Origin of the sequence: Lyngbya aestuarii BL J (assembly GCF_000478195.2) — a bacterium.
Taxonomy (GTDB): Bacteria; Cyanobacteriota; Cyanobacteriia; order Cyanobacteriales; family Microcoleaceae; genus Capilliphycus; species Capilliphycus aestuarii.
This window is the reverse complement of record NZ_AUZM01000007.1, coordinates 93,507-117,509: the sequence shown is the minus strand read 5'-3', so window position 1 is coordinate 117,509 and position 24,003 is coordinate 93,507. Positions and strand designations below refer to the sequence as shown.

The 24,003-nt window shown below is 40.7% G+C and carries 21 protein-coding genes; 9 read left to right on the top strand and 12 right to left on the bottom strand.

The features are described 5' to 3' along the window. The first annotated feature begins 59 nt into the window (after positions 1–59). Both M595_RS05100 and M595_RS05095 read left to right on the top strand, forming a co-directional pair. The gene (locus M595_RS05100) at positions 60–284 is read left to right on the top strand and encodes a hypothetical protein (protein WP_023064933.1); all 225 of its coding nucleotides are present in this window, start codon (positions 60–62) and stop codon (positions 282–284) included. A 118-nt stretch (positions 285–402) separates the two neighbouring features. Further along, positions 403–978, top strand: a complete 576-nt coding sequence (locus tag M595_RS05095; RefSeq protein WP_023064908.1) for an SH3 domain-containing protein — start codon at positions 403–405, stop codon at positions 976–978. Between the two features lie 7 nt (positions 979–985). On the opposite strand, the gene M595_RS05090 is transcribed toward M595_RS05095, so the two are convergent. The 5 genes from M595_RS05090 to M595_RS05070 form a co-directional block, all read right to left on the bottom strand. Then, positions 986–1,774, bottom strand: a complete 789-nt coding sequence (locus tag M595_RS05090; protein WP_040483620.1) for a class I SAM-dependent methyltransferase — start codon at positions 1,772–1,774, stop codon at positions 986–988. 115 nt (positions 1,775–1,889) lie between these two features. After that, entirely contained in the window at positions 1,890–2,255 is a 366-nt protein-coding gene (locus M595_RS05085) for a response regulator transcription factor (RefSeq protein ID WP_023064922.1), read from the bottom strand. Positions 2,256–2,639: 384 nt separating this feature from the next. Further along, entirely contained in the window at positions 2,640–5,009 is a 2,370-nt protein-coding gene (locus M595_RS05080) for a CHASE2 domain-containing protein (protein WP_023065015.1), read from the bottom strand. A 2-nt stretch (positions 5,010–5,011) separates the two neighbouring features. Next, positions 5,012–5,947 carry a DUF1822 family protein gene (locus M595_RS05075; RefSeq protein WP_023064927.1) on the bottom strand — a complete coding sequence of 312 codons (936 nt, stop codon included), beginning with the start codon at positions 5,945–5,947 and terminating at the stop codon, positions 5,012–5,014. Positions 5,948–6,000: 53 nt separating this feature from the next. Further along, entirely contained in the window at positions 6,001–6,624 is a 624-nt protein-coding gene (locus tag M595_RS05070; protein WP_040483619.1) for a hypothetical protein, read from the bottom strand. A gap of 238 nt (positions 6,625–6,862) precedes the next feature. Between M595_RS05070 and M595_RS05065 the strand changes: the two genes are divergently transcribed. The 3 genes from M595_RS05065 to M595_RS05055 all read left to right on the top strand — a co-directional run bounded on the left by M595_RS05065 (position 6,863) and on the right by M595_RS05055 (position 12,631). Continuing rightward, positions 6,863–7,348, top strand: a complete 486-nt coding sequence (locus tag M595_RS05065) for a hypothetical protein (RefSeq protein ID WP_023065013.1) — start codon at positions 6,863–6,865, stop codon at positions 7,346–7,348. A gap of 49 nt (positions 7,349–7,397) precedes the next feature. Beyond that, complete coding sequence (locus M595_RS05060) at positions 7,398–11,549, top strand: FG-GAP-like repeat-containing protein (protein WP_023064945.1); 4,152 nt, start codon at positions 7,398–7,400, stop codon at positions 11,547–11,549. Between the two features lie 278 nt (positions 11,550–11,827). Beyond that, positions 11,828–12,631 carry a DUF928 domain-containing protein gene (locus tag M595_RS05055; RefSeq protein ID WP_083492774.1) on the top strand — a complete coding sequence of 268 codons (804 nt, stop codon included), beginning with the start codon at positions 11,828–11,830 and terminating at the stop codon, positions 12,629–12,631. Between the two features lie 157 nt (positions 12,632–12,788). Here M595_RS05055 and M595_RS05050 read toward each other — a convergent pair whose 3' ends face one another. Beyond that, complete coding sequence (locus M595_RS05050; RefSeq protein WP_023064946.1) at positions 12,789–13,019, bottom strand: helix-turn-helix domain-containing protein; 231 nt, start codon at positions 13,017–13,019, stop codon at positions 12,789–12,791. 164 nt (positions 13,020–13,183) lie between these two features. Beyond that, complete coding sequence (locus tag M595_RS05045) at positions 13,184–13,744, bottom strand: hypothetical protein (protein ID WP_023064904.1); 561 nt, start codon at positions 13,742–13,744, stop codon at positions 13,184–13,186. A gap of 306 nt (positions 13,745–14,050) precedes the next feature. Between M595_RS05045 and M595_RS05040 the strand changes: the two genes are divergently transcribed. Next, positions 14,051–15,928, top strand: a complete 1,878-nt coding sequence (locus M595_RS05040) for a tetratricopeptide repeat protein (RefSeq protein ID WP_023064956.1) — start codon at positions 14,051–14,053, stop codon at positions 15,926–15,928. Positions 15,929–16,094: 166 nt separating this feature from the next. Here M595_RS05040 and M595_RS05035 read toward each other — a convergent pair whose 3' ends face one another. Both M595_RS05035 and crcB read right to left on the bottom strand, forming a co-directional pair. Then, positions 16,095–17,570, bottom strand: a complete 1,476-nt coding sequence (locus M595_RS05035) for an alpha-amylase (protein ID WP_023064905.1) — start codon at positions 17,568–17,570, stop codon at positions 16,095–16,097. A gap of 268 nt (positions 17,571–17,838) precedes the next feature. After that, entirely contained in the window at positions 17,839–18,291 is a 453-nt protein-coding gene (gene crcB / locus M595_RS05030) for a fluoride efflux transporter CrcB (RefSeq protein ID WP_023064912.1), read from the bottom strand. Positions 18,292–18,468: 177 nt separating this feature from the next. On the opposite strand from crcB, the gene M595_RS05025 reads away from it, so the two are divergent. From M595_RS05025 to M595_RS05015, 3 genes are all read left to right on the top strand, one after another. Beyond that, positions 18,469–19,170, top strand: a complete 702-nt coding sequence (locus M595_RS05025) for a leucine-rich repeat domain-containing protein (RefSeq protein WP_040483602.1) — start codon at positions 18,469–18,471, stop codon at positions 19,168–19,170. Positions 19,171–19,344: 174 nt separating this feature from the next. Next, positions 19,345–20,223, top strand: a complete 879-nt coding sequence (locus M595_RS05020) for a zinc metalloprotease HtpX (protein ID WP_023064994.1) — start codon at positions 19,345–19,347, stop codon at positions 20,221–20,223. Between the two features lie 159 nt (positions 20,224–20,382). Next, positions 20,383–20,784 carry a hypothetical protein gene (locus M595_RS05015; protein WP_023064995.1) on the top strand — a complete coding sequence of 134 codons (402 nt, stop codon included), beginning with the start codon at positions 20,383–20,385 and terminating at the stop codon, positions 20,782–20,784. 95 nt (positions 20,785–20,879) lie between these two features. Here the strand turns inward: M595_RS05015 and M595_RS05010 are convergent, their stop codons facing one another. The 3 genes from M595_RS05010 to M595_RS05000 form a co-directional block, all read right to left on the bottom strand. After that, positions 20,880–21,296, bottom strand: coding sequence for a putative arginyl-tRNA synthetase (locus M595_RS05010; RefSeq protein WP_023064965.1), 417 nt, complete (start codon positions 21,294–21,296; stop codon positions 20,880–20,882). Between the two features lie 103 nt (positions 21,297–21,399). Next, a complete protein-coding gene (gene argS / locus M595_RS05005; protein WP_023064999.1) occupies positions 21,400–23,157 on the bottom strand; it encodes an arginine--tRNA ligase in 1,758 nt (585 codons plus the stop codon). Positions 23,158–23,233: 76 nt separating this feature from the next. After that, complete coding sequence (locus M595_RS05000; protein ID WP_023064959.1) at positions 23,234–23,830, bottom strand: bilin-binding protein; 597 nt, start codon at positions 23,828–23,830, stop codon at positions 23,234–23,236. Positions 23,831–24,003: the final 173 nt, after the last annotated feature.

The window sequence follows — 24,003 nt, the reverse complement described above, 5'->3', positions numbered from 1 at the left end:
CCCGATAATTTGAACCCTTAATCCCTAACCTTTACCTGTAAACCTTACCTGTAAATCTTATGGACACTACCACTTTAATTCCCGAAAATCAACACCGAATTCGGGAATGTAGAAATCAGGATCTACCCAAACCAAAATCTCAAACAAAAGTTCGTAAAACTCACCTAAAATCGTTACACGAGCAAAATCTAATGATTACCCAAGAAGAATTAGATGCACTCGAAACCTATACCTTGATGATCCGCAACAAATTAAGCATTCTCAAGGCTGTATACGAAATTTAAAGCCTATTAGTTCTAGCCGATAACTCGATCTTCAATGAGTTTATTCCCCAAAAGAAATCGGCTATACTTCTCCAGTTTTCAACTCTGACCACTTTTTCACCACCCAAGGAGAACTTCCATGAAACTATTCTTCGGAAAAGTCGCTGCTTTATTTGCTAGCACCTTAATTACAGGTTTGTCAACATTTAGCAGTTTCACTTCTGCTGCGTCTGCCAGTCGAGTTTACTACAGCAACCCCGACTATATCTATCTGAAAAACTCTAGATGTTTGAGCTACAACGACTACGGACAAGGAGTTGGAACATTACAAAACGGTTACTACAAAGTTCGTCGTTATGGCAACTTTAGTGATGGTCAACCCTACGCAGAAATTTTTGCTGATTTTTCGGCTTCCGGACAAGGTTGGGGAACTGTGAATTTACCCTTTTCTTGTTTAGAACTCAGCAGCAATAGAGAGTACAATACAATGGTAACAGATAACTCTATTGTTGCGGCTAGAATTTCTACAGATGGTCGTCCTATTAACCTGCGGACAACACCCAGCTTGGCTTCTTCACTCGGTTCCCTTCAACATGGAGAGACTGTTGAAGTGATCGAACAAAGCAAAAGTAATGATGGTGCAAACTGGTTTTATGTTTCTTCCGTTGATGGTTTAACGGGATGGGTTCGCTCAGAATATATTGCTTTTGATTAATTCTGATTTAACCCGGCTTACGACACCGAACTTGTAAAAAGTAAGCGACAACTTGTGAATCTTGCATCTGCGGATAGTGAGTGGTAACGACATCATTGGCTTTCGGTTCAACGAATTTTTCGAGAACGAAACCGACATCAATGAGTAAGTTTAACCACTCACTTATGGTGTGATGATAAAATGGAATCCGAAATTTCGGCCATTGTTGTTGAACTTTTTCTGGGGCTGAACCGAAAATCCATTCCGAAATTTGTCCATCAATTCTATCAAAATATCCTCCAACTTCAATCGCATAGGTTTTCCCCATTTCATCTCGTAAATTTTTCCGATGGGGTGTATCAAAGCAGGGATGAGTGATTGAAAACTGCAAAAATCCTCCCGGTTTGAGAATCCGAAAAGCTTCCCGCAGTGCGATGTCATAATTCGGCATATCCATTAAACTCATAAATGCTGTTGCAAAGTCAAATCTTTGATCTGCAAACGGAAGTTCTAACGCACTTGCAACGAGAAACTTAATTCCCAACGGTTCAATATTTTCTTGAGAAATTGCCTCTTGAATGAAGATAGAGGAAATATCAATTCCTACCATTTTAGCCCCTAAACTGGCTAACTTTCGAGTATTCGACCCTTCGCCGCACCCAATATCTAAACCCTCTAACCCGTGAATATCCGGTAGAACTTCGAGAAAAGCCGGAGTATTGACTAAATCTCGGTAAACATCATAACCCTGACGAGAAAGAGCCGTCCAAGCTGGAGCATTTTCATTCCACAAACGACCGACTTCAAAGTGATCCATCTTATTGTATCCAACCCAATCTTTCCATTTATAGCAGATTTTTTGCACCCCCATCAGTCGCTTTTTGAGTGACAAGCAGGGACGGCTTTTTTCTCTGTTAACTGAATCGATTGATTTAACTGGCTAATAACTGATCTCCTAACAATTTAGCTGTCATTGCAGCTCGGGTAGTCACATTTAATTTACCGAAAATTCGACGGAGATAAGTGGAAACTGTCCACTGACTAATACCGAGTTCCTTGGCGATACATTTATTCGGTAAACCCTCAGCGACTAATTTCGCAATTTCCTTTTCCCGTTGACTTAGTTGTATCGACGGATTTGACTTCGGTTGACAACGGACAAGATAATAGCGAGTTCCATCAATATCAGACTCGAAAATTACCTCGTTACTGGTGACGCCTGAAGTTTGCAAGACAGGAGATGACGTTGCAGAATTTAATTGAGAAATCAGAGATTTTAGAATTTCTTGAAAAGTCATAGTTTTCTGTGAGTGGATAGTGTTAATCTCGTTTTTTGTGATCTCGTTGTCAGTTTATACAGTCTTGATCTAGGATCTGATGCAGTTATCTGACGTTCCGAGAAGCAATTTCCTTGCTTATGTGCCATTGAACATCGCCGACAAGAGCCACGAAGCAATGACTGGGTATGTTTCAAAAGTGACACGTTCGAGCCAGGATATTCACGGATAAATCAATAAATCTTCATATCCAAAACCGTAGATTTACGGGCTTCAGGAACATTTCTACTCAAAACGGCGACAAGGACACTTGTTAAACCGTCACGTTGTTTAAGTACCCATCGCCAACCTTTAGGATGATGAGGAGGATGTTGACAGGGTTCTTACTTTCCTTTACAGCTTGAATTAAGGGCTTTCAGGGGTTTTGAAGGTTTTTTGAAGGTATACCCCGCTTGTCGCCCCAACGATCGCCAATGCTGAGGGAATCAAGGGTATCCAACCTCCTCTAAGAAACAATCCCCAACAACATCCATACAGAACAATTAAAGTTGTTCCCGTCGTCAACAAAAAAGCTTGAGGCGATCGCACTCTCCAAGCGATCAAACCTGCACCGATTGACCAACTCAAGATCCACAGACTTTCTCCCCAGTCTGGAAACCACCAAATTAAAGGTTGATCTTCTAAAATAATACTGAGAATTTGGCTGACCATTTGGGCTTGAAGTTCAATACCAGTTATGGTTTGAATCGGTTGTTTTTGATAACTATAGGGAGTAAACCAACGATGATCATTAAAACTCGATGCAGTTGTTCCAATAATCACAATTCGATCGCGTATCCACTCTGGATCGACTTCACCTTTTAATACTTCGGAGAGCGTTACTTGACGTGCAATTTCTCCCGATGTGCGATAATTGAGCATGATTTGATGTCCGCGCCAGTCTAAATCGGTTTGATAAGCACCGCTTCCTTGTTTTAATATCTTGAAGACAGTATTTTCTAACTTTAACTTTCCTTCCGATGTCGTTTTTGCGACTATTTTTTGATCTGCTAAATACCGTTCGGCTAATTTCCAACTCAAAGAAAAGCGAGTTTGACAATCAGAAGACAATCCGACTGACAATAAATTCCGACGAATCACCCCATCAGCATCGATCAAAATATTGCTAAATCCTTGACGGTTTAAGGGAACTTCTGGAGGCGGAGAAACTCCCACATTTTCAGTATTGCCATATCGACAAGTTGCAAAAAAACGATCACTTGTTTGGAGAGAATTACGGAGATTTTCAGATTCAGAGTTAACCCCTGTTTCTCGAAATAGATGCAAGCCAATCACTCTCGGTTGATATTGCTCTAGCTTTTCTAGTAATAAAGCTAATGAACGATCTGAAAGTGAACGTCCTTGTCGATCTTCTGGAGGTTGTCTCTGTACATCATTGTCTGTAATTGTTATCAGCAATAACCGTTCATCTAAACCCGGATCGGGTCGCATTTGAATAAAATGATCATAACCTTTCAACTCCCAAGTCTGTAACCCACCAAGACTTCGTACTCCCCAAATCATCCCTGAAATTGTAATTGCAGAAAACAACACTTTGGGTAACTCCCGCCATCGCCAAGCATGAGATTTAGCAGGATTATAAATTTGCTTTTGAGGTATATTTTCCTCTAGAATATTAGGTGAATATCCGATTAAATCTTCCCAAGTCGGAGGAACATAAACCGGATTTTGACAAATCACCGGAAGCCAACTCGCACAGGGGAATTCTCGTTCAAAATCATCATGTAATCGTTCTCTAGCTTCTCGAACCGCAACATAAAAAGGTTGTCCGGCGGCGAAATTTGTGAGAAAATGTTTTAAAAATTCTTGAGCAACCCGATCTGGAACCAACTCTCGCATGACAATCATTTGAGGAATATTCAAATCATCAAGTTTTTGGGCGAGTCCTAAGCCATCACAAGAGTTAAAAATCGCCAGTTTTAATCCTCGTTCAACAGACTTTCTCAAACCGTACCATAATTCTTGTATTGTTAAACTCTCTTGAGGATTAATATAAATTCGTCCGGTTTCACCTTCGGTTTCACTATGTCCTGCAAAAAAGATAATATCCCAAGGTTGTTCCCAAAGGCGATCATTAATTTGCTTCGCTTTCGGTTCAACTAATACTACCGGATCAGTATTCGGTAAACTTTGAATAATTTCTAAATCTTTTTCGATATCAATTCCTTCTTGATGACCGAGAATTACCAAAATTCTCACGCGGGAATGAACCGAAGATTTAGGAAAATCTTTAATCGTTTCAATCTCAATCGGACTCAACGCAATTTCAGCTTTTTGATAACGTTCAAAAAAATCCCAAAGATGCAAAGGTAACTTTTTCAAATCCGGATTTTTTGTGCGAATGAGAACCCGAACTTCTTCGTCTCGATTGAGTTCTTCTCGTAAACGTTTATCAATGAGTCTAAATGTATCAGCCTCCAACCAATCACTAATATGATCCTGTAATTTTTGAGCAGAAATCTGACAATCTTTAATCCGTTTGTGAATCGAACCTTGATGAATAATCGCTTGAGGTTTAATCCGGTAGGGTGCGGCTAGACTGCGATATTTTTCTTTCCAATGACATTTTAAATGAGCCGCTAAATCTGGATCTGCGGGTAAAAATCCTTGCTTTTCAAATAATGTTTTTCCCTCAGACGAACGAACTTCTAAGGTGACTTGAAAGCCTTTGGTTTCAAAATCTCCTTCTAATTTGAGAATAACCGATTTACTCATACTCAAACCGTTGATTCAATCACAAAAATTTCCGTAACACTGATTTCCCTCAATACTATTTTAATACTAAACTGCTCTCCTGACTCGCCACTAAACTTAAATAATAGTTTTTCACTCCCTCCCGCTTCCGCTTGCATCACTGATTTTCCGGTCTGATCAAGTATCATCAATTGTAATCCTTCGGGAAGATAACTGTAGGCTTGAGTCGGATAAAGTTCGACGGAGATATCCAATTCTGACAGGGTTGTAGGAGTTAGCCCCACCAGCAACGCCATTTCTGTTCCCGGTGGTTCGAGAGAGACTATTTTCACTCGTTCAATCTCAGAAGTGTTAGAGTTGGAAATTGTTTGAGAAGAAGTTCGAGATCTTTGACGAAAATTCCATCCTAATTCTAGATCAGACGGTTGAGTAATTGTTTCAATGGCTGTCCAAGTGTGATCAAAAATTCCCTGTAACCAATTCCCTAGATTAACTTCCAGATGATCAGAATCAACCGTTTCTAATTTTTCAATTAACTCTAAGAAATTATCAAGCGATCGCCATTGTTCAAAAGGTATTTTTTCGCTTTCAACTTTTTCAAGAAAACCGATAAATTTGGCTTGAGTAAACCCTTCATCAAACTGAATAGCTAGATAACCAATTCGATCAGACCAAACTTCCGCCGGAACTTCCACCGCCGCCGCATCAAAATTAACCGGGCGACATTCTATTTTCCCTAAATTGGTTAGAGATAAATCAGCCAGATCGCCTAAGCTTTGTTTGATCGGATTCCAGCTATCACTTTCTTTTAAGTCTGTTGAAATGTCCATCCACTGACAATAATGATTAACAGCTAAAACTGCTAAACTATTGTAGTAAACTTGATCTCGCTTTTCAGGTTGTGATTGCTGTACAGAAAAATTCTCCGCAATCTGGCGGTCTTTGTTTGTGATTGGCATAGTAAAAAATGAGTTCATGGCTTTCAAATTTTGTCACTCAAACCAGAATAGTGTTAATCTTGAATTTGTTTTTTAATTTCATTTGAAAATTGTTTTATACATCGTTGATAAAAATCAGATAACGTTGAAACTTTGATCTCAAAAACATTGGAAATGTCTTCCCAACTTTCTCGTTCGATAATACGACGCCTAAAGATCTCCTTAAAATTGGCTTGAGGATAACCGCGAATATGTTTACGAGCAAAAATACCATTATAGTCTTCCTCTATCGACTGTCGAACTAAATCGGATAAACTTGAAGAAGCTTCACCGGGTCTTAAACCCTTAATTTCCTGCTGTTTTTTTCCCAGAACTTCACTAACTGCTTCGGGAAAAAATCGCCTTTCCAATAGAAAATTAACCCATCGCATGACCGGGGCTTTATCAGGATTATACTTATCAATATTAGCGCAAATATAAAGCATCAGATTTTGAACCGCAATCTCATAAATTTCTTGATAATGTTCAGTAAATTGACTGGGATGAGGATGACGCAACCGACCCGAATTTAAAAGTTCCTGAGTGAGTCGAGTCAAAGCTTGGCGTCGTTCTCGACTGCGACGAGGGTGTTGTTGGGCTGTCAAAGCCAACTGTTTCAGGTATTCGTCCTGTTGTAGATGCTGATCTCGTGAGTCCACAATGGGTGTTACTCCTTTGAGGTTGACCGCCACCACTACGGTCTTTTACTTCTCTATCAAAAATGAAAGGCAGATTTTACGTCAAGTCTGTCACAGATTAACAAAATATTACATTAGTTACTCTTATTGATCGCCCAGACTGTCCCAGAGTCTTAAGTTTTGTAAATAATTCCGGATCATCCGTAAAAACACGCAAACCGAAGCGATAGAGAAAACGAACGCCTAGCAGTTCGGGACAATGACCCGTTCAGGATCTTTTCCATCAGGGGTTTTGGGTGCATTAACAGACTCTCGTTTATTTGAGCAAAAGGAGTTCAAACCGATGAGAACGACGCTTGACATCTACTCAATGACTGAACACCATAACTCGGTATTATTTTCTACGGAGAAAACTCAACCTTTATATTGGGATAATTTCTGTAGCTTAAACTCCCAAAAATTGAATTCAAATTCGACCTCAAACTCAAAGTTAATCCTAACTCAACTTCGCTTAGAGGCGATTGATGCCGAACTGGCAATAACTTGTTCTTTGTATAGCAAACGTTGTCAAGAACTCGATAGGATAACCTTGCAAACTGAACAATATTCCGATTGTTCTCTAGAACTAGAAAGCCAGGAAATCTGTCAGGAAATCTTCACACTAATTGACAAAATTAGTCAGCTACAAATAGAACGAATCAATACTTGTCATCAGCTAAATTATATTAGCTTAAACGAGGAATAGATTCAGAACTTAGATCATCAACTTTCATCAATATTTTTAGGGGAAACTCATGGTTTTTACACCAGACAACACAATTGTAGACGTTCTTGATGTCAATATTTTAGTTGGTACTTCTGGTTCAGATCAAATTCTGGGCTTAGAAGGAGACGATCTGATTTTTGGAGCGGAAGCAGACGATCAACTCTTTGGGAATGAAGGAGCAGATTCAGTTTACGGACACCAAGAAAATGATATTATCTATGGGGGTTCCGGTGCTGATTTTCTGTTTGGCGGTCAAGGGGATGATTCCATCTATGGAGATGAAGGAAATGACATCCTTTATGCGGATCGAGGAACCGATATTTTAATTGGGGGCGAAGGTGAAGATATTTTTGTCTTGGAAATCGGAACGGGTGACTTTAGCGTAACAACAACAAACCTGATTGTTGATTTTAACGTCGGTGAAGACCAAATTCAACTACAGGATGGTTTAACCTTTGAAGATGTCAATATCGAAGAAACACCGGAAGGAGATAGTGTCATTCGAGATCCGAATTCTGGGGAAATATTGGCATTATTACAAGGAGTAGATCCAGATTCTTTCACAGAACTTGTTTTACCCGAACCTCCCCTGATTACTGTTGTCTCTCTAGCCAATGATACCGGACTCGATGATCGTGATAATATTACAACCGATCCAACAATAACCGGAACCGTCACCAATAGTGATCAAGTTGCAGAATTAGAAGTCAGTATTGGTGGAGAATTTATTTCCATTGAAACAGAAATTGCTGAGGATGGTTCCTTTACCCTCACTCAAGAACAGCTAGAAGAAACACTCAATATTTCCTTCACTGACGGTATCTATACCGTACAATTACGAACTGTTGATACAGAAGGATTGCGATCGCTAGAAACAGCAGAGTTAACGTTTACCATTGCACCTGATGACGATCCTCCTGAACAAGACATTGATTTAGTTCCTCCTGGAACTGATATGTTTGCACCGACCATTACCGCAGAATTAGCAAATGATACAGGAACAAATGAGAGTGATGGAATTACTTCAGACCCAACAATTACAGGAACGGCTACCGATAATTTTGGCATAGAAGAAATCGAAGTCAGTATTGGTGAAGAATTCGTTCCCATACAAACCAGTATTGCCGCTGATGGTTCATTTACCCTCACTCCAGACCAATTAGAAGAAGCCTTAAATACTTCCTTCGTAGATGACACTTATACCGTGTTTTTACGAGCGGTTGATACTGCGGGATTGCGATCGCTAGAATTAGCAGAAGTTAACTTTACCCTCGACTCGACTCCGGTAGATGATGGTCAGTCAGGGGATGATTCTTCTGATTCTGGTGAGGATGCTTCAGGTGATGATTCTTCTGATTCCGGTGAGGATGCTTCAGGTGATGATTCTTCTGATTCCGGTGAAGATGCTTCAGGTGATGATTCTTCTGATTCCGGTGGTGAGACTCCTAACGATGAGGAAATTTCTATTCCTGAGAATGTTGAAGATACACCAACAAATACAATCGTCAATGAAGAACTTTCTGACCCATTTGAGACTGAAACAGTTGATCTCGAAGAAGATCCGGGTAATACTATCGAAGACGCCTACGAAATTTCAGTTAACTCTCAAACCTTCATTTATAGTGATGAAGTCAGTGAAGATGATCCCGTTGACTACTACACTTTTAATGTCGTCAATAATCAAAACATAAACCTTTCTCTAGAAAGTTTGACTCAGGATGTTGATGTTTATCTATTAGATATCAATCAAGAGATTATTGCGACTTCTGAAAATCTTGGAATTACCGCCGAATCAATTACTGTTCCTTTATCGGCTGGAACCTATTACGTTCAAGTACAATCTTTTGATAATCAAACCACCATCTACGACCTGAACATACTGTTTCCGCCTCGTTCCCCGGAAGATGACACAGCAGAGGTCATTGAAGTCCCAGAAGATCCCGGTAATACCGCAACAGAAGCCTACGACATCTCAATTGACTCTGAAACCACGATCTACAGCGAAGAAGTCAGTGCAGACGATCCGGTTGACTATTACACGTTTAATGTAGAAAACAATCAAAACTTCAACGTTTTCCTAGAAAATATTAGTCAGGATGTCAACATCTCGGTATTAGATATCGACCAAACAGTTGTTGCAACTTCCCAAAATACGGGAACAACAAACGAGTCAATTAACGTTCCCTTATCAGCCGGAACCTACTATATTCAGGTAGAATCTGTTAATAATCAAACCACAACCTATGACCTGAATGTATTGTTCCCTCCCGCTCCTTCAGAAGATGAAGCGCCAGAAGTCATTGCAGTCCCAGAAGATCCGGGTAATACAGTCATAGAAGCCTACGATATTTCAATAGATTCTTCTGTAACTACTATCTACACCGAACAAGTCGGGGCTGTTGATTCGGTTGACTACTACGAGATTAATATAGAAAACAATCAGAACTTGAACGTTTTCCTAGAAAATATCAGTCAGGATGTCAACATCTCGGTATTAGATATCGATCAAACAGTTGTTGCAACTTCCCAAAATATTGGAACAACAAACGAATCAATTAACGTTCCATTATCAGCCGGAACCTACTATATTCAGGTGGAAACGATTAGCACTCAAACCACAACCTATAACCTGAATGTATTTTTACCGCCTGCCCCCCCAGAACCAGAACCACTGGTACGATATGACTTTGTTTACTACTCCAACGGAATCAGCACCCAAAGCGATTATTACACGGGTTATGTGTACGCCGAGCAGGGTTCTTTTGAAGTTGAAGAAAGCTATAATTTCTCCTCATCCGCTGGAGCCTACTATATTGCCAGTGAAACTTCTGCACCCACGACTGCAAGCGTTGATCAAGTCTTTATCAACAACTATTACGATGTAGATATCAACATCAATAGTGCAGTTAGTTACAGCAGTTACTACTCCAACATTAATCAGGCTTCTGGTTCCTTCGGCTTAGGAAGTGAATATGATTTTGTGCAGTTTGAAGGCATTTTCTTCGGATTTGGTTTACAGGTGATCACCACAAATATTGTCTTACCTTTCTTTATCACTCCCAACTTCCCCCAACGGGATGACTACTTCGTTGGCGATCGCCCCAGTGGTATAACTTCGGCAGACCTTGATGACGATGGAGATAACGATCTGATTGTTGGCAATCCCGGCATAGTGATTCCTCGAGATGGGTCTTATGATGGAAACCGTGTTTCTATCCTCACCAACAATGGAGACGGAACATTTGCGGCGCCGAGAAGCATCACCACGGGTGTAGGGCCTACATTTATTGCCGAAGACTTTGATGGAGACGGAGATATCGATCTGGCAACGGCTCATGCTGAAGATGATGATTTATCCGTATTTTTCAACGATGGTGATGGCAACTTCGGTTTCCCGGAAACTTATGAAGCGGGCGACCGTCCTTTTATGGCAAATGTAGGAGATCTCGATAACGACGGGGATCTTGACCTGGTGACTACAAATTCAGAAGCACTGAATTTATTCACTGCAAATAGCTCGGGCAACAGCATCTCGATTCACTATAATGACGGCAATGGTGGCTTTACTGAACGAGAAACTCTAACGGTTGGCGAAGGTGTTAGTGGAGTTGAAATTGCCGATTTAGATGAGGATGGCAATCTCGACATCATCACATCTAACCAAGCCGAAAATACCATTTCTGTCCTCTTTAATACGGGTGATGCTTTCTTTACAACACCTGAGAAATATATAGTTGGAGATCGTCCACTCAGTCCAGTTGCAGCCGATCTCGATAATGATGGCGACCTTGATTTAGCTGCTGCCAACTTCGGTAATTTTGATATCCAGGGTACTGTTTCTGTATTGCGAAATGATGGCAACGGTAACTTTTCGCCCAGCGAGTTCTTCTTCAGTGAAAATAATCCCAGTAACTTGACTCCTACTGATATTGATGGAGACGGAGATTTAGACTTGATGATGCTGAACTCGTTCTTCATCGTAGGTACGGCAGAACGGGCAGGAAATACCGTCTCCGTTCTCAGAAATAACGGTAATGGTTTCTTCAGTTTCCCAGAAAGCTTTCTTGTCGGTAATGTACCGGTTGGATTGGTGGTAGATGATTTGGATGGAGTCGGTGATCTTGATTTTGCGACCCCTAATTTTGACGATGATGATGTGACGGTTTACTTACAGTCTTAAGCGGTGTTTTAGTAAGTTCAGTTGTATTAAATTGTGAGTCCGTTTCGGGGGTAATCTTTTTGAGGGTTGCCCTCATTTTGTGATTTGATAATATTTTATTTTTGATCTCCTATCCTGTTGGAAATGCAGCATAACTCTGCTTATCCCTACTTCTGGGTGGGAAATTGGTTGTGAAATTTGGGTGAACTTGCATAAGTAGATCTCCTCTAGAGATATGTAGAGTTGGATAAGCGCAATTAGGCTTTTTCCCAACAGTCATCCATCTACTCTCTTTTAATATGAATATCACGAAATTATTCTCATCAGGAATGTTGGGCTTTGTTAGTCTTGTTCTAATCAAGTCAATACCCGTTTATGCTCAACCGATACAGTCTGTTGCTAGCACTTATAACTCGACTTATGATATTCAAATTCACTTTCAGCACCCTCGTGCTACATCCGATGTCGCAGATAATGGAAAACCCGAAGCCGAAGGAACAGGGACTCGCGGTGGAAATCAATATCTAACGACACAAATTCCATTAACTGTTATCACGGGTCAATCGAGTTCTTTATCTTTAACGGCGAGTAGTCATCCCACTTTTTTTGTGTATGTACCTTATACTTCGACTGAGGTTTCCTATGGTGTTTTTTCACTCTATGATCAACAAACTAAACAGGAAGTTTGGAATGTTGTCTTTCAGCTTCCTCAACACCCTGGAATTGTTAGTATTCCCACTCCTCAACATGAAAAACCGTTAGAAGTGGGTAAAAATTATCGCTGGTTTTTTGAGCTAAATTGTGTCAATAACAATATTACCTATCAAGAACCAATGATGGTGAGAGGAAAAGTTAAACGGGTTTCTAGTGAGGGGTTGGAGGCGGAGTTGAGTATCGCAACACCTCTAGAAAAAGTGGCAATCTATGCTAAACAGGGTTTATGGTATGATGCTATTGGTCAGTTAGCAACTCTACAACAGAGTTATCCGCAGAATTCTCAACTCAAAACCCTATGGGTAGAACTTTTGAAAGCCTCAAATCATGAGCAACTCAAACCGATTTATCAGGAGTCTCTGGTTGGAGATATTACCCTGAATTTATAACCACACATTGAGGAGAATTGATCAAGTTCAAGGTAAATTAATCATTCTCCTTTGTGCAACTTTACTTATTTATTTATAGAAGGAGTGAAAGAGGGATAATCATCAAAAGCAGCGAGATAAGGTTTGACCGTTATACTGTTGCTTTGATGAATAAAAGTTATTGTTTAAAATACTTTTCTAACAAATCTTTCCCCTCATCACCCATCTGTTCTAAGTGACGCTGAATTAGCATTAAAGCCATACGAGTCGGTTTCGTGCGTCCATTTTCCCAGTTGTTAACGGTTTGAAAGACAACACCCAATTTTTGTCCAAACTTTTCTTGTGATAAGCCTAAACGGTGTCTCAGAGTGCGAATAAGAGTTGGAATTTCAGAGGTGGTAACTGACATGGCAATAAGAAAAACTCTATCTTTAAGATAAACAATCCCAGATTATAAAGTCAACCGTAGTTCCACTGAACTTTTAAAGTTATTTTTTGTCAAAACAAGAATTATTTAAGTGAAATTACGGAGAAAATTTTTTCAGTCCAAATCTATCCTTCTCCCGGAAATCGCTAAAACGAACGAGAACCCCCTTCAATTGCACTATTCGCTATCGCTTGTAAGTCTTCTAATGAGCCGTTTTTCAGCGTCACCCGATAGAGAACCCCTTGATATGTCCATTCTACTAAAGCAGTACAGTACAGTCTACAACCCTGATAATATTGTCCTTCGATCCCATTGGCGAGTAATATAGTTTGATATTGACTTCTTGAATCTGACTTCGGAGGGGGTGGTGTCAGCATTCCAGAAGATTCTGCACTCATTCCCCCCTGACGACAAGCAGTAGCACGACAGTTCGGTGTTGCGGTAAAATTGATCAAATAGCCTTGAGGATTAACTTTCTCCTCAAAAAATACACTTCCCCGACCTGAAGGAAAATTAGAAGGAAGTAAAATCGGTACTGATGTTCTTCCTTTCATTTTAGTGATCATTTCTTGGACGGGAAATTTAATCTCGGCTTGGGCTGACGGTGACAAAAATAATGAGGGAGTCACACAAAGACTCAAGCTAGCAAAAAAAGTTAATGCTTTATACTGAAACAGGGTTTTCGTCAATTGAGCGATTTGCAGCATAATTTATCCTTTGTGATCGCGAAATTGCTTCTACTTCTAGCTTAGAATTATCAAAGGCAATTAGCCAATCGTAGGATTACTGAACTTTCTGCCTAAAATCTGTATACAAATATGACGAATTCCCGTAAAATTACAGAAGGCTTATAACTGAATGCTGAAATAGATCAAAGCAAACTTCAATTCTCAAAACGCCTTCTACTCATCCCTTTATTCCTGCCCAAATCCTAAAAATTGAACCCATTAAACTCAATTCATTACAACAAACTCCCCTAAGTATTAATCGCTAAAAACGAGGTAAACCTAATCATGAATTCCCCGACTGATCGCGATCGCTATATCACCTTCATCGAAGACATCCTCACCAGTATTCTTAAAGGAAAAATTGCTTCTAAAGAGTTAATCTATAAACGCCTCACCGATGAACTCAAACCCGGAACCGGAGAGATTTTTGAGCGATGTTTGATGGAAAAAATCACAGTTCTAGAGTCTCAGGTTGAAAGCGAATCTGATGAACTCAAACAAGCCAAAGCCACTCGACTACTCCGGGCGGTTAAAATGGTGCAGCAAGCCTGGGAACAATGGCAAAAAAAACATCAAGCCCAAAATAAATGTAGCGGCGCCGTTCGACAAATTTTGGAGGTAGAAGCGAGTCAACGGCTTTCGGTTCTCCTACAAATTCTTGATCCCAATCAATCCTATGTTTTCAAACATCCGCAAATTCGACAACTAGCGAGCGCCCTTCAGCAAGAAGCCGAGGGGTTAACTGATCAGTCTGAAGCCTTTGAACTACGTCAGTACGCCTCTGGGCTTCTCGAAGGCTTAACATCTGTCACCGAGTTAGAACCTCATTTAATGAGTTGGGTGTATGAACTTCCCAACAGCAATCTCGGTTTTGGAGACGTTTCTGAAAGTTCTGGCCCTTGGAAAACTTGGGCGAAACAAGTCAGCAGCCCCCTAGCCAAAGAGTTATTTACCAAACAAGCCCAAAATCAATCTGCGGCTTTCGTGGCTCAAGCCCAGAATACCATAGACTGGAAAGCTTGGGTGGGGTTAATGCTGCTGATGCGGGACTTACAAACGGGTTTAGTCGCCTGGTTCGATAAACAAGCCTACAGCGCCAAAGCGGGACAGAATTTGTCGGGTGTGACTTTTATGGTTTTTGCAATGGTTTGGTGTGAACTCAGCCAGGGGTTTAAAGCGGTGTCATTTCAACCCAACACTGAACGTCTTTCTCAGGCTTGTTTTCAAATTAGCTTGCAAATTTTACGCACTTTTGCTCAACGAGATAATTTTCCGCTTTATGGCGGTGTATTTGCTTCTTTTTCTGGTGATGGTTTCCGAGAAACAATTAATTACCTCGATCAACCGTTGAGTTTTGTCGAAAATGTTCAGGAGAAAGCTCGTATTCTCACTGTTTTAGGTTATTCTCAACACTGGATGGGCAATTACCAACAAGCATTAACCTTTCATCAAGAGGGTTTAGAACTGGCTCGTCAGACTGAAGATCGTCCCTGTGAAGTGGCAAATTTGAATCATTTGAGTCGGTTAAATTGGCGACAAAAAGACTATTCTCAAGCGATTACTTTGGCTCAACGGGCGTTAATTTTAGCTCGACAAATTGGCGATCGCAAAGGGGAAGCACATTGTTTAGTGAGTTTGGGTTTTTGTGAAGTTCTCATGGCTCGACAAGAACGAGCGGTTACATTTGAGCAGCTCGAATCATCAATTCGTTATCTCGAACAAGGTTTAAAACTCTCTGAGAAGTTTAATGATTTGCTCAATCAAGCTTTGAGTTCTATCGGTTTAGGAATTGCCTATGTTATCCTCGAACAACCGACTCAAGCCGTACCTCCTTTAGAACAAGGATTATCGGTTGTCCAGCAAGCCGGAGAGCGAGACTTACAAGCGCTCGGTTATACTTATTTGGGTGAAGCCTATTATCAACTCCATCGAGAAGATTTAGCGGTTTATCATGCTTGTTTGGGAATGTATTTGCTCGAACAGCGAGGGGATATTCAATGGCGACAAGGGGCGGCGTTGGTGATGATTTTACAAGGAAAACTTGGGACTGAAAACTTTCAGAAAATTCTCTCAAAATATCGTTCTCAATTGATTGCTCAAATTGGGGTTGATGGATTCGATCATATCCCGAATTTAATTGAAAATTACCGACAACAAACTTAATTAAACCCGTTCATTGAATTCATAAACATTAAAAATAGGAGAGGCTAATTTATACCTCTCCTGACGCCTTTTATTCAAACCTATTAGTAGAAAATAAACCAGGAAATGCGATCAATCCTTTGAGAATTCTACAAAGAAATGACCACATTTTTACTTTAATCTCTAACTATTCTTCTATCCAAACTGAAACAGAACCGCCCTGACAACGAAACTCAGCCCAACCCCATTCATTACTATAAATAGGGTCTTTAATATGTTCGGTAAGATCAATAAACTTAGTATTGGGTTTACCCACTTCCATCCATTTCCAACCCGGAACACTATCACTGAGAATCACAGCCATTGCTTTCGGATGTTCACGATCTCCTAAACGAGTCCAACCAATGGTATTATAGTGATCAATATAATCATATTGTTCTCCATAAGCGTAGTGTTTACGAGCATACAGAAGCTTGTCAATAATCCAACGATGCTCGGGTAAATAAATCGGATAACGATTCCCATCACGACCATAATCTTCGTATTCTGCGCCGTAATAATCCGCATAAAAAATACAAGGATATCCTTCTCGCCGCAGCAGAATTATAGCATAAGCTAGAGGTTTAAACCAGGGATCAACGGGGGCTTCTAAAGCTTGTAAGGGCTGGGAATCATGGTTTTCAACAAAAGTCACCGCATGAGTCGGGCGTTCCTTCATCATCGTTCCATTAAGGATATTTCGCATATCATAATGTCCGCCTGATTTACTGGCATAATAAAAGTTGTAATGCAAGGGAACATCAAACACCGACATTTTGCCTTCTACTGCATTCACATACCAATGCAATGTACCGATACTGTTTTGCCAATATTCCCCAACCACAAACAAATCTTTGCCAACATGACGTTCTAATTCATCAATCCAAATCGGAAAAAACCAAGCAGAAATATGTTTAATCGCATCGAGGCGAAACCCATCGGAGCCCGTTTTATCCAGATACCATTTTCCCCAGTCGATGGCTTCTTTTTGGACTTCGGGATTTTGAAAGTCGAGGTCGCACCCCATTAAATAAGCAAAATTGCCATTTTCTAGGGCAACATAATCATCAAATTGTTTCCCTTCAAACAGATAAATGGTATCGTAGTTTTTGGGGTCATTTTTATTGTAATCTACCGCATCAAAATGCCACCAACGCCACTCAAATTTGGAATATTTGCCCTGACGAGCGGGAAAGGTAAAATGAGTGTAAACTTGAATTTCTCGTTGTTCTCCAATGGGATGAAGACGGTCACTTTTACGGAAGGGAGTTGCTTTAACGGTTTCCGAAAAATCAGCCGCCATTCTGTGGTTAAGAACAACATCAGCATAGATTTCTATTCCGGCATTTTTGAGGGCTTGAATAGCATCTATATATTGCTGATAAGTGCCGTATTTTGTACGAACTGAACCTTTTTGATCGAATTCACCCAAATCATACATATCATAAACGCCATATCCCACATCATTACCTCCGCCAATTCCTTTGTAAGCGGGGGGAAGCCATAGGGCAGTAATTCCAGCATCGGCTAATTCTTGGGCTTTATTTTTGACTTGTTCCCACAACGTACCATCACCAGGGATGTACCAGTGAAAATATTGCATGATTACGCCGTTAACAGACATGAGAGTTGCTCCTTTTGACTTGAATATCAGAAGTCTAGGAAAAATTCCAACTAATTAACCCTGACTTCATCTACTATTTCACAAAAACTGCAATCTCATACAGGTGGTTTCGGGTATAAACCGAATAATTTCACTAGAACTCGCTTAACTCTCACTACATCTGATCACTTTTTTGAGATATAAATTGAGAAAAGCTATTATTCTAGATTGTGATTTTTTCTTGATAAAATCATGATCAATATAATCAAAAAACTAATTTTTATCGTATTTATCGCAGCAAAAAACGAGCAACACTCATCCCGAGTTGAATCCCAACAACACCCAGAATTGCACTTCCCATCCAATAAAAGGTAGCAGTTCCTAAACCACTATCTCGCAGCAAACGATGGGTGTCTAACTCATAGGTTGAAAAAGTTGTATAAGATCCTAAAAATCCCACAGCAAGTAATAAAACCAACTCCGGTGAAATCGCGGCAATCCGTTCAGAAAAGGAAACAAAAAAACCCATTCCAAAACATCCGGTGAGATTAATAAAAAACGTGCCATAGGGAAAACTTGTACCGAACCGACTGGCTAACCAAAGGGTTAAATAATAACGAGTTAAAGCCCCAGCGATCGCACCCAATCCAATCGCGAGCGGATTACGGATCATCGGTTGACTAAAAGCAGTAAAGAGAGAATTCGATAAGGAGGCAAAAAGGGCAATTAAAGTTCTGATCATTACAATTGATCCGCGCAGCAATTAACAAGAATAGGCTGAACTTGATTATGATACCATCGAGGTACTCGTCTCTACAAAACTTAGGAAATATCACCCTCATAAATTAACCGAACTTGGAAATAGAAATGCTATACTATAAATGATACAAACGACTAATAACTAGAAAGAGAATTATTCGTGAAACGTCAGTTATCATTCCTAATCAATCTCTTATTGGCGATCACAGTATTTGTTTACCCATATACAGAAATCGCTGAGTCTAAATCCCCAAAAACACAATCCTCAACAGAATCCGAATTAACCCCAGACGAAACCACTCCTTCCGAATCCGTTGCAGAAGAAGACAGCTTTATGGACTGGTGTCTGAATCGAGAGCAACTTCCAACCGCAGCCAGACGAACAATGAGTGTTATTTTACAACGAGCCGGAACCTTTAACTGCGCTCGCGCTTCAGAAAATCTCATGAGCCTTTCTCAACTAGATTTGAGTACCAGTCAAATCTCTGATCTGAGTCCAATACAATCTTTAAAAACAATTACCCGACTGAAGTTAATCAATAATAACATCACCGATTTAACGCCTCTGAAATCTTTAACCAATTTAACCGAACTCAACTTAAGTTATAACCAAGTTAAAGATGTTACCCCTTTACAGTCTCTAGACAATTTAAAATTATTAAACCTGAGTTACAATCAAGTTAAAGATATCACCCCTTTACAATCCTTGAATAAGCTGAATGAACTCAACCTCAACCATAATCAAGTTGCCGATATTAGTTCACTTCAGCCCTTAGAACGATTAACTTATTTGTTTGTTCGCAACAATCCGATTCAGGATGAAACTTGTCCAATTAGGCCTAAGTATATTTGTCAGTTTTAAATCTAGCCCAACATTTTAACTACAAGGTTGATCAGGCTAATTCCCTAAGTCTGAGTGTGAGTTAAACCGTAATTAAAAATCGGTATTCCCGTCTTAACTTGAGCGAATCATCTCCCGTTACAATAGAGGCAATCTTAACAAACTCCAGGTTTGAGAGCCAAAGGAGAGAAACGGATGAACCTCTTAAAAACAGTTCTATTATTAGGAATACTGAGTGGTTTACTGATTGCGATTTGCTCTTGGGTCATCGGTGGAACAACAGGTTTAATAGTCGGATTAGGTTTAGCGGCGGCCACTAACCTGGGGTCTTGGTTTTACTCCGATAAAATTGCCTTAGCTGCTTATCGCGCCCAACCCGTCAGCTACGAACAAGCGCCCGAACTGCACAACATGGTCAAACAACTGTGCGATCGCGCCAATTTACCCATGCCAGGGGTCTACATTGTCCCCACTCAGGCGCCGAATGCTTTTGCCACAGGCCGCGATCCCCAAAATGCCGCAGTTGCCGTCACAGAAGGTCTTCTCAAGATCTTACCGGAAGAAGAACTCGCCGGGGTAATCGCCCACGAACTGACCCACATCAAAAACCGCGATACGCTCACTCAGGCGGTAGCGGCGACCATTGGGGGGGCAATTTCGGCGATCGCTCAATTTGCGACTTATGCGATGTGGTTTGGAGGAGGTTCACGCAATAATAATCAGGGTAATCCCATTGGTATTTTGTTAACGGTGATGCTTGCTCCGATCTCGGCGACGGTGATTCAAATGGCGATTTCCCGAACCCGAGAATATTCTGCCGATGCGGGGGCGGCAAAATTAACCCAAAATCCGAGAGGACTCGCCCGGGCGCTGCAACGATTAGATAGTATGGCGCGACAGGTTCCCCTCAGAGCCAACCCGTCTTTTGAACCGCTTTTGATTATGAATGGATTTTCGGGTCAAAAAATGGCGAATTTGTTCTCGACTCATCCTTCGACTGAAGCTCGGGTACAAGCGTTATTGAAGATTGAGCAAGAAATGTCTAGTTTGCCATCTGATTCGCTCTCAGGTTAAAGTTAAAACGGATTTGATTATTGATGGCGGCTCGTATATTCTGAAACGATAGAAAGTATCGCAAAACGATACGATACAATAGGTAAAAAGGTTTACTTTTTCCCGAATTAACTAAGATAAAACAGAAAGAGAGATTGATCAACCGACTGAGGATAAATAATGACTGAAGAACAAAATGTACCGAAAGAGTCTGCTTTGGTCGAAACCCCTTCTACTCAAGTGACTTCTACTTCGGAATCTTCCGGGACTCAACCCCAGAAAGAAACAGAAGCTTTACTCGAAGCGATTCAGAATTTGGTCAAAGTTGAACTGCAAACCGCAGCCGAAATCAATCGTGATGCTTATGCTGAAGCGGTGAAAAATGTTAGACAGAGTATTGAGCAGATTCGATTGATTGATAAAGATCAAATTGAGTCCTCTTTCAAACAATTTGAGACGGATGCAGAAAGCAACTTTCAAGGAATTGTGAAAGATTTATCCGATTTAGGTGAACGCTTAACCAAAGCCACTCAAGCCTTTTGGGATATATTAACGGCTTCGGATGACTCTAAATCCAAATAAATCTAAATCTACATCCGCTTAACGGTGAGATAAAAAAGCCCGGTTTCTCAATGAAATCGGGTTTTTAGTGAAGTATTCAATTGGAAAAAATTAGTTTATTGTCGAACCATTTCCTCTCTAGAGACTCGACATCCAGTATTGAAAATACTTGCACCACATTCAAGCGGAAAAACTTTCTGTTCCATCTTGGCACTACAACTAACGTAACCATTATCATCGGTATCGCGCATCATACAATCAATCGCTTCCGCGCCAGACTCAGAAGACCATGTTCTTAAACCCATCATGGCGATGGTGTGAGGATAATAGAATATAAAAAGACCCACACCCACTGCAATGATCCCTGCTAAAACTAAACCCAGTTTAAACTTCCAACTGTTGAGAAATCCTCCAACTCCACCAGTATTATCAGGGGGTGTAGAAGGACGAGCCGGGGGGACTGTGGGGGCTGTCGTTTTAGTTTCGGCGACTGTTTCAATCTTTTTTGTGCTTTCGGGTTGAACTTCTGACATAAAATAGCTCCTCTGTATTTTTTAATCTAACGAATCTCTACAATTTTTTAGTTAAAATTCCACATGGTTTCCCAACTGTAATCTTAGTGGAACTTTTCTCAACTTACATCCGCTCTAGGACAGAGATGCCCAACAGGGATAATCCTAATTTTAACGTGCGTGCGGTCAAATCGCATAGCCCTAAACGAGAGATTCGTTGAGCGTCTTCTGCTTTCAACACGGGACATTGATCATAAAATTGATTAAACTTTTGACTGAGTTCAAATAAATATTGACACAAACGGTTCGGAAGCAACTCTGTCGCCACCGTTGCAATCACTTCATTTAACTGTAATAAATGCTTGGCTAAAGTCAATTCTGCATCTTCTTGAAGCTGCATTTTTGCCTCGGTTCCTACTTGTTTAAAGTCTATTTCTCCTTTGCGACGAATCCCTTGAATTCTCACATAAGCATAGAGTAAATAAGGAGCCGTATTTCCTTGCAGAGAAAGCATTTTATCAAAACTAAAGACATAGTTACTGGTGCGATTTTGGCTGAGATCCGCATATTTTACCGCACTCATTCCCACTATTTGCGCTACGTTTTCAATAAACTCTTTTGACTCCGTTCTTTCTTCTTCTTTGAGTCGCATTTCCAAATCTTTTCTAGCACGATTAATCGCCTCATCTAACAAATCTCGCAGCCTAACCGTTTCCCCAGAACGAGTTTTTAACTTCTTGCCATCTTCCCCTAAAACTAACCCAAAGGGAACATGAACAACATCCACATCATCGGGTATCCAACCTGCTTTTCTCGCCACCTGCCAAACTTGAGTAAAATGATTAGCTTGACCGGAATCAGTCACATAAATCATTCGATCTGCTTTGTCAATATTAATCCGATATCGTAGCGCCGCTAAATCAGTTGTCGCATAATTGTATCCGCCATCAGACTTCTGTACAATTAACGGTAACGCCTCTCCTTCTTTATTTTGAAATCCGTCTAAAAAGACACATTTCGCGCCTTGATTTTCTTCGAGTAACCCCGTTTTCTCTAAATCTTTCACAACTTCGGATAAGAACGAATTGTAAAACGATTCTCCTCGTTCTTCGAGTTGAATATCTAATAAATCATAAATGACTTGAAATTCTCGTCGAGATTGTTCACATAAAATAGCCCAAGCCCGACGACTATCTTCAGCCCCCGCTTGTAACTTCACCACTTCTTGGCGAGAGGCTTCTTTAAACTCGTTGTCTTCATCAAAGCGAACTTTGGCTTTGCGGTAAAAAGCGACTAAATCTCCGATATCTAACGCATCGGCTGTCGTTAATGCTTCGGGATAAACTTCTCGTAAATAAGTAATTAACATTCCAAACTGCGTCCCCCAATCTCCCACATGATTGAGGCGCAAAACATCATTATCAAGAAACTCCAAAACCCTCGCTATCGAATCACCAATAATCGTCGATCGCAAATGGCCGACGTGCATTTCTTTGGCAATATTAGGGCTAGAAAAATCAACAATTACCTTTTGCGGATTGTCAACCGTTGGAATTCCTAAGCGTTCATCGGTTAAAATAGTATTTAGTTGAGCTTCTAAATATTCCGGTTTTAGACGGAGATTAATAAATCCTGGCCCGGCAATTTCTGGCGGTTCACACAGATCACCGATCTCTAATTGTTCTATAATTTGAGTGGCGATCGCCCGGGGATTACTTTTCAAAGCCTTTGTCAGAGACATCGCTACATTACATTGATAATCCCCAAATTTAGGATTACTCGTCGGAACCAACATCGGATCAGTTCCCGCCATTTCCTGACCAAACGCAGCGACAATCGCGTGATCAAATTTAGCTCTTAAGTGTTCGACGGTAGAAGGCATGGGAAAGGATCAAGTTTTGATAGGGGATTACCAGTTCTTATCATAAAGGAATCTTACTCCAAATCGCTGATCAATCTCAGGGGAGGAAGCGACGCATTTGATGAATGAGATGATCAAAATAAGGGGCGATTGTTTGGGGATCAGTGACAGGTAAACGTTTTAAACTGGCAGTTTTCAAGCCTTCTAGCCCAGAAACCATCGCCTGTAGCGGCACATTTAATTCTTGATACAGCAATTCCATATAATGGAGTCCTTCTGCACTGGTGTATTCAGTTTGGCCTCCAGCTATCCCGTAGGTGATACTGCGGAGAAAATGCCAAAAATCCCGCCAGCAAGCCTTAGCACGTTCTGGAGGATAAAGATCGCCCCCTGGATCGGTAATCCCCGGATATTGGGCTAAAAGGGTTTCACGGCTTTCGGTGACGATAGTATTCGCCTGATCGCGCAGCAAACGAACCACACCAACTCGGGCTAGGGCGGCGGATTTTTCGGCTTCGGGGAAGGTTCCGAAGGTAGCGACTAACTGATCGAGATCGGTATCGCTGGGGTAACGTCCTTCATCGTCTGCGGCTTGAAACATCGCAACAGTCGCCGGAGGATAGGTTGATTCCCAATTCGCAAAGCTAACAATTCGGGCTTTGGGAATGAGTTGTTTGGCTCGTTCGGTGAGCATAATTTTTCTGGTGTTGAAATCCTATTCCAGATTATCAGATCTTTATTCTTTCTAGAAAAGCTAATTGATTGTGCTGGAGGTGAAGTCTAGTCACAGTTAGATTCCGGAAAGTTTAAGAAAATTAACACTTTATTCCGTGAATCTACCAATACTATAATCAGAACGCTATGATA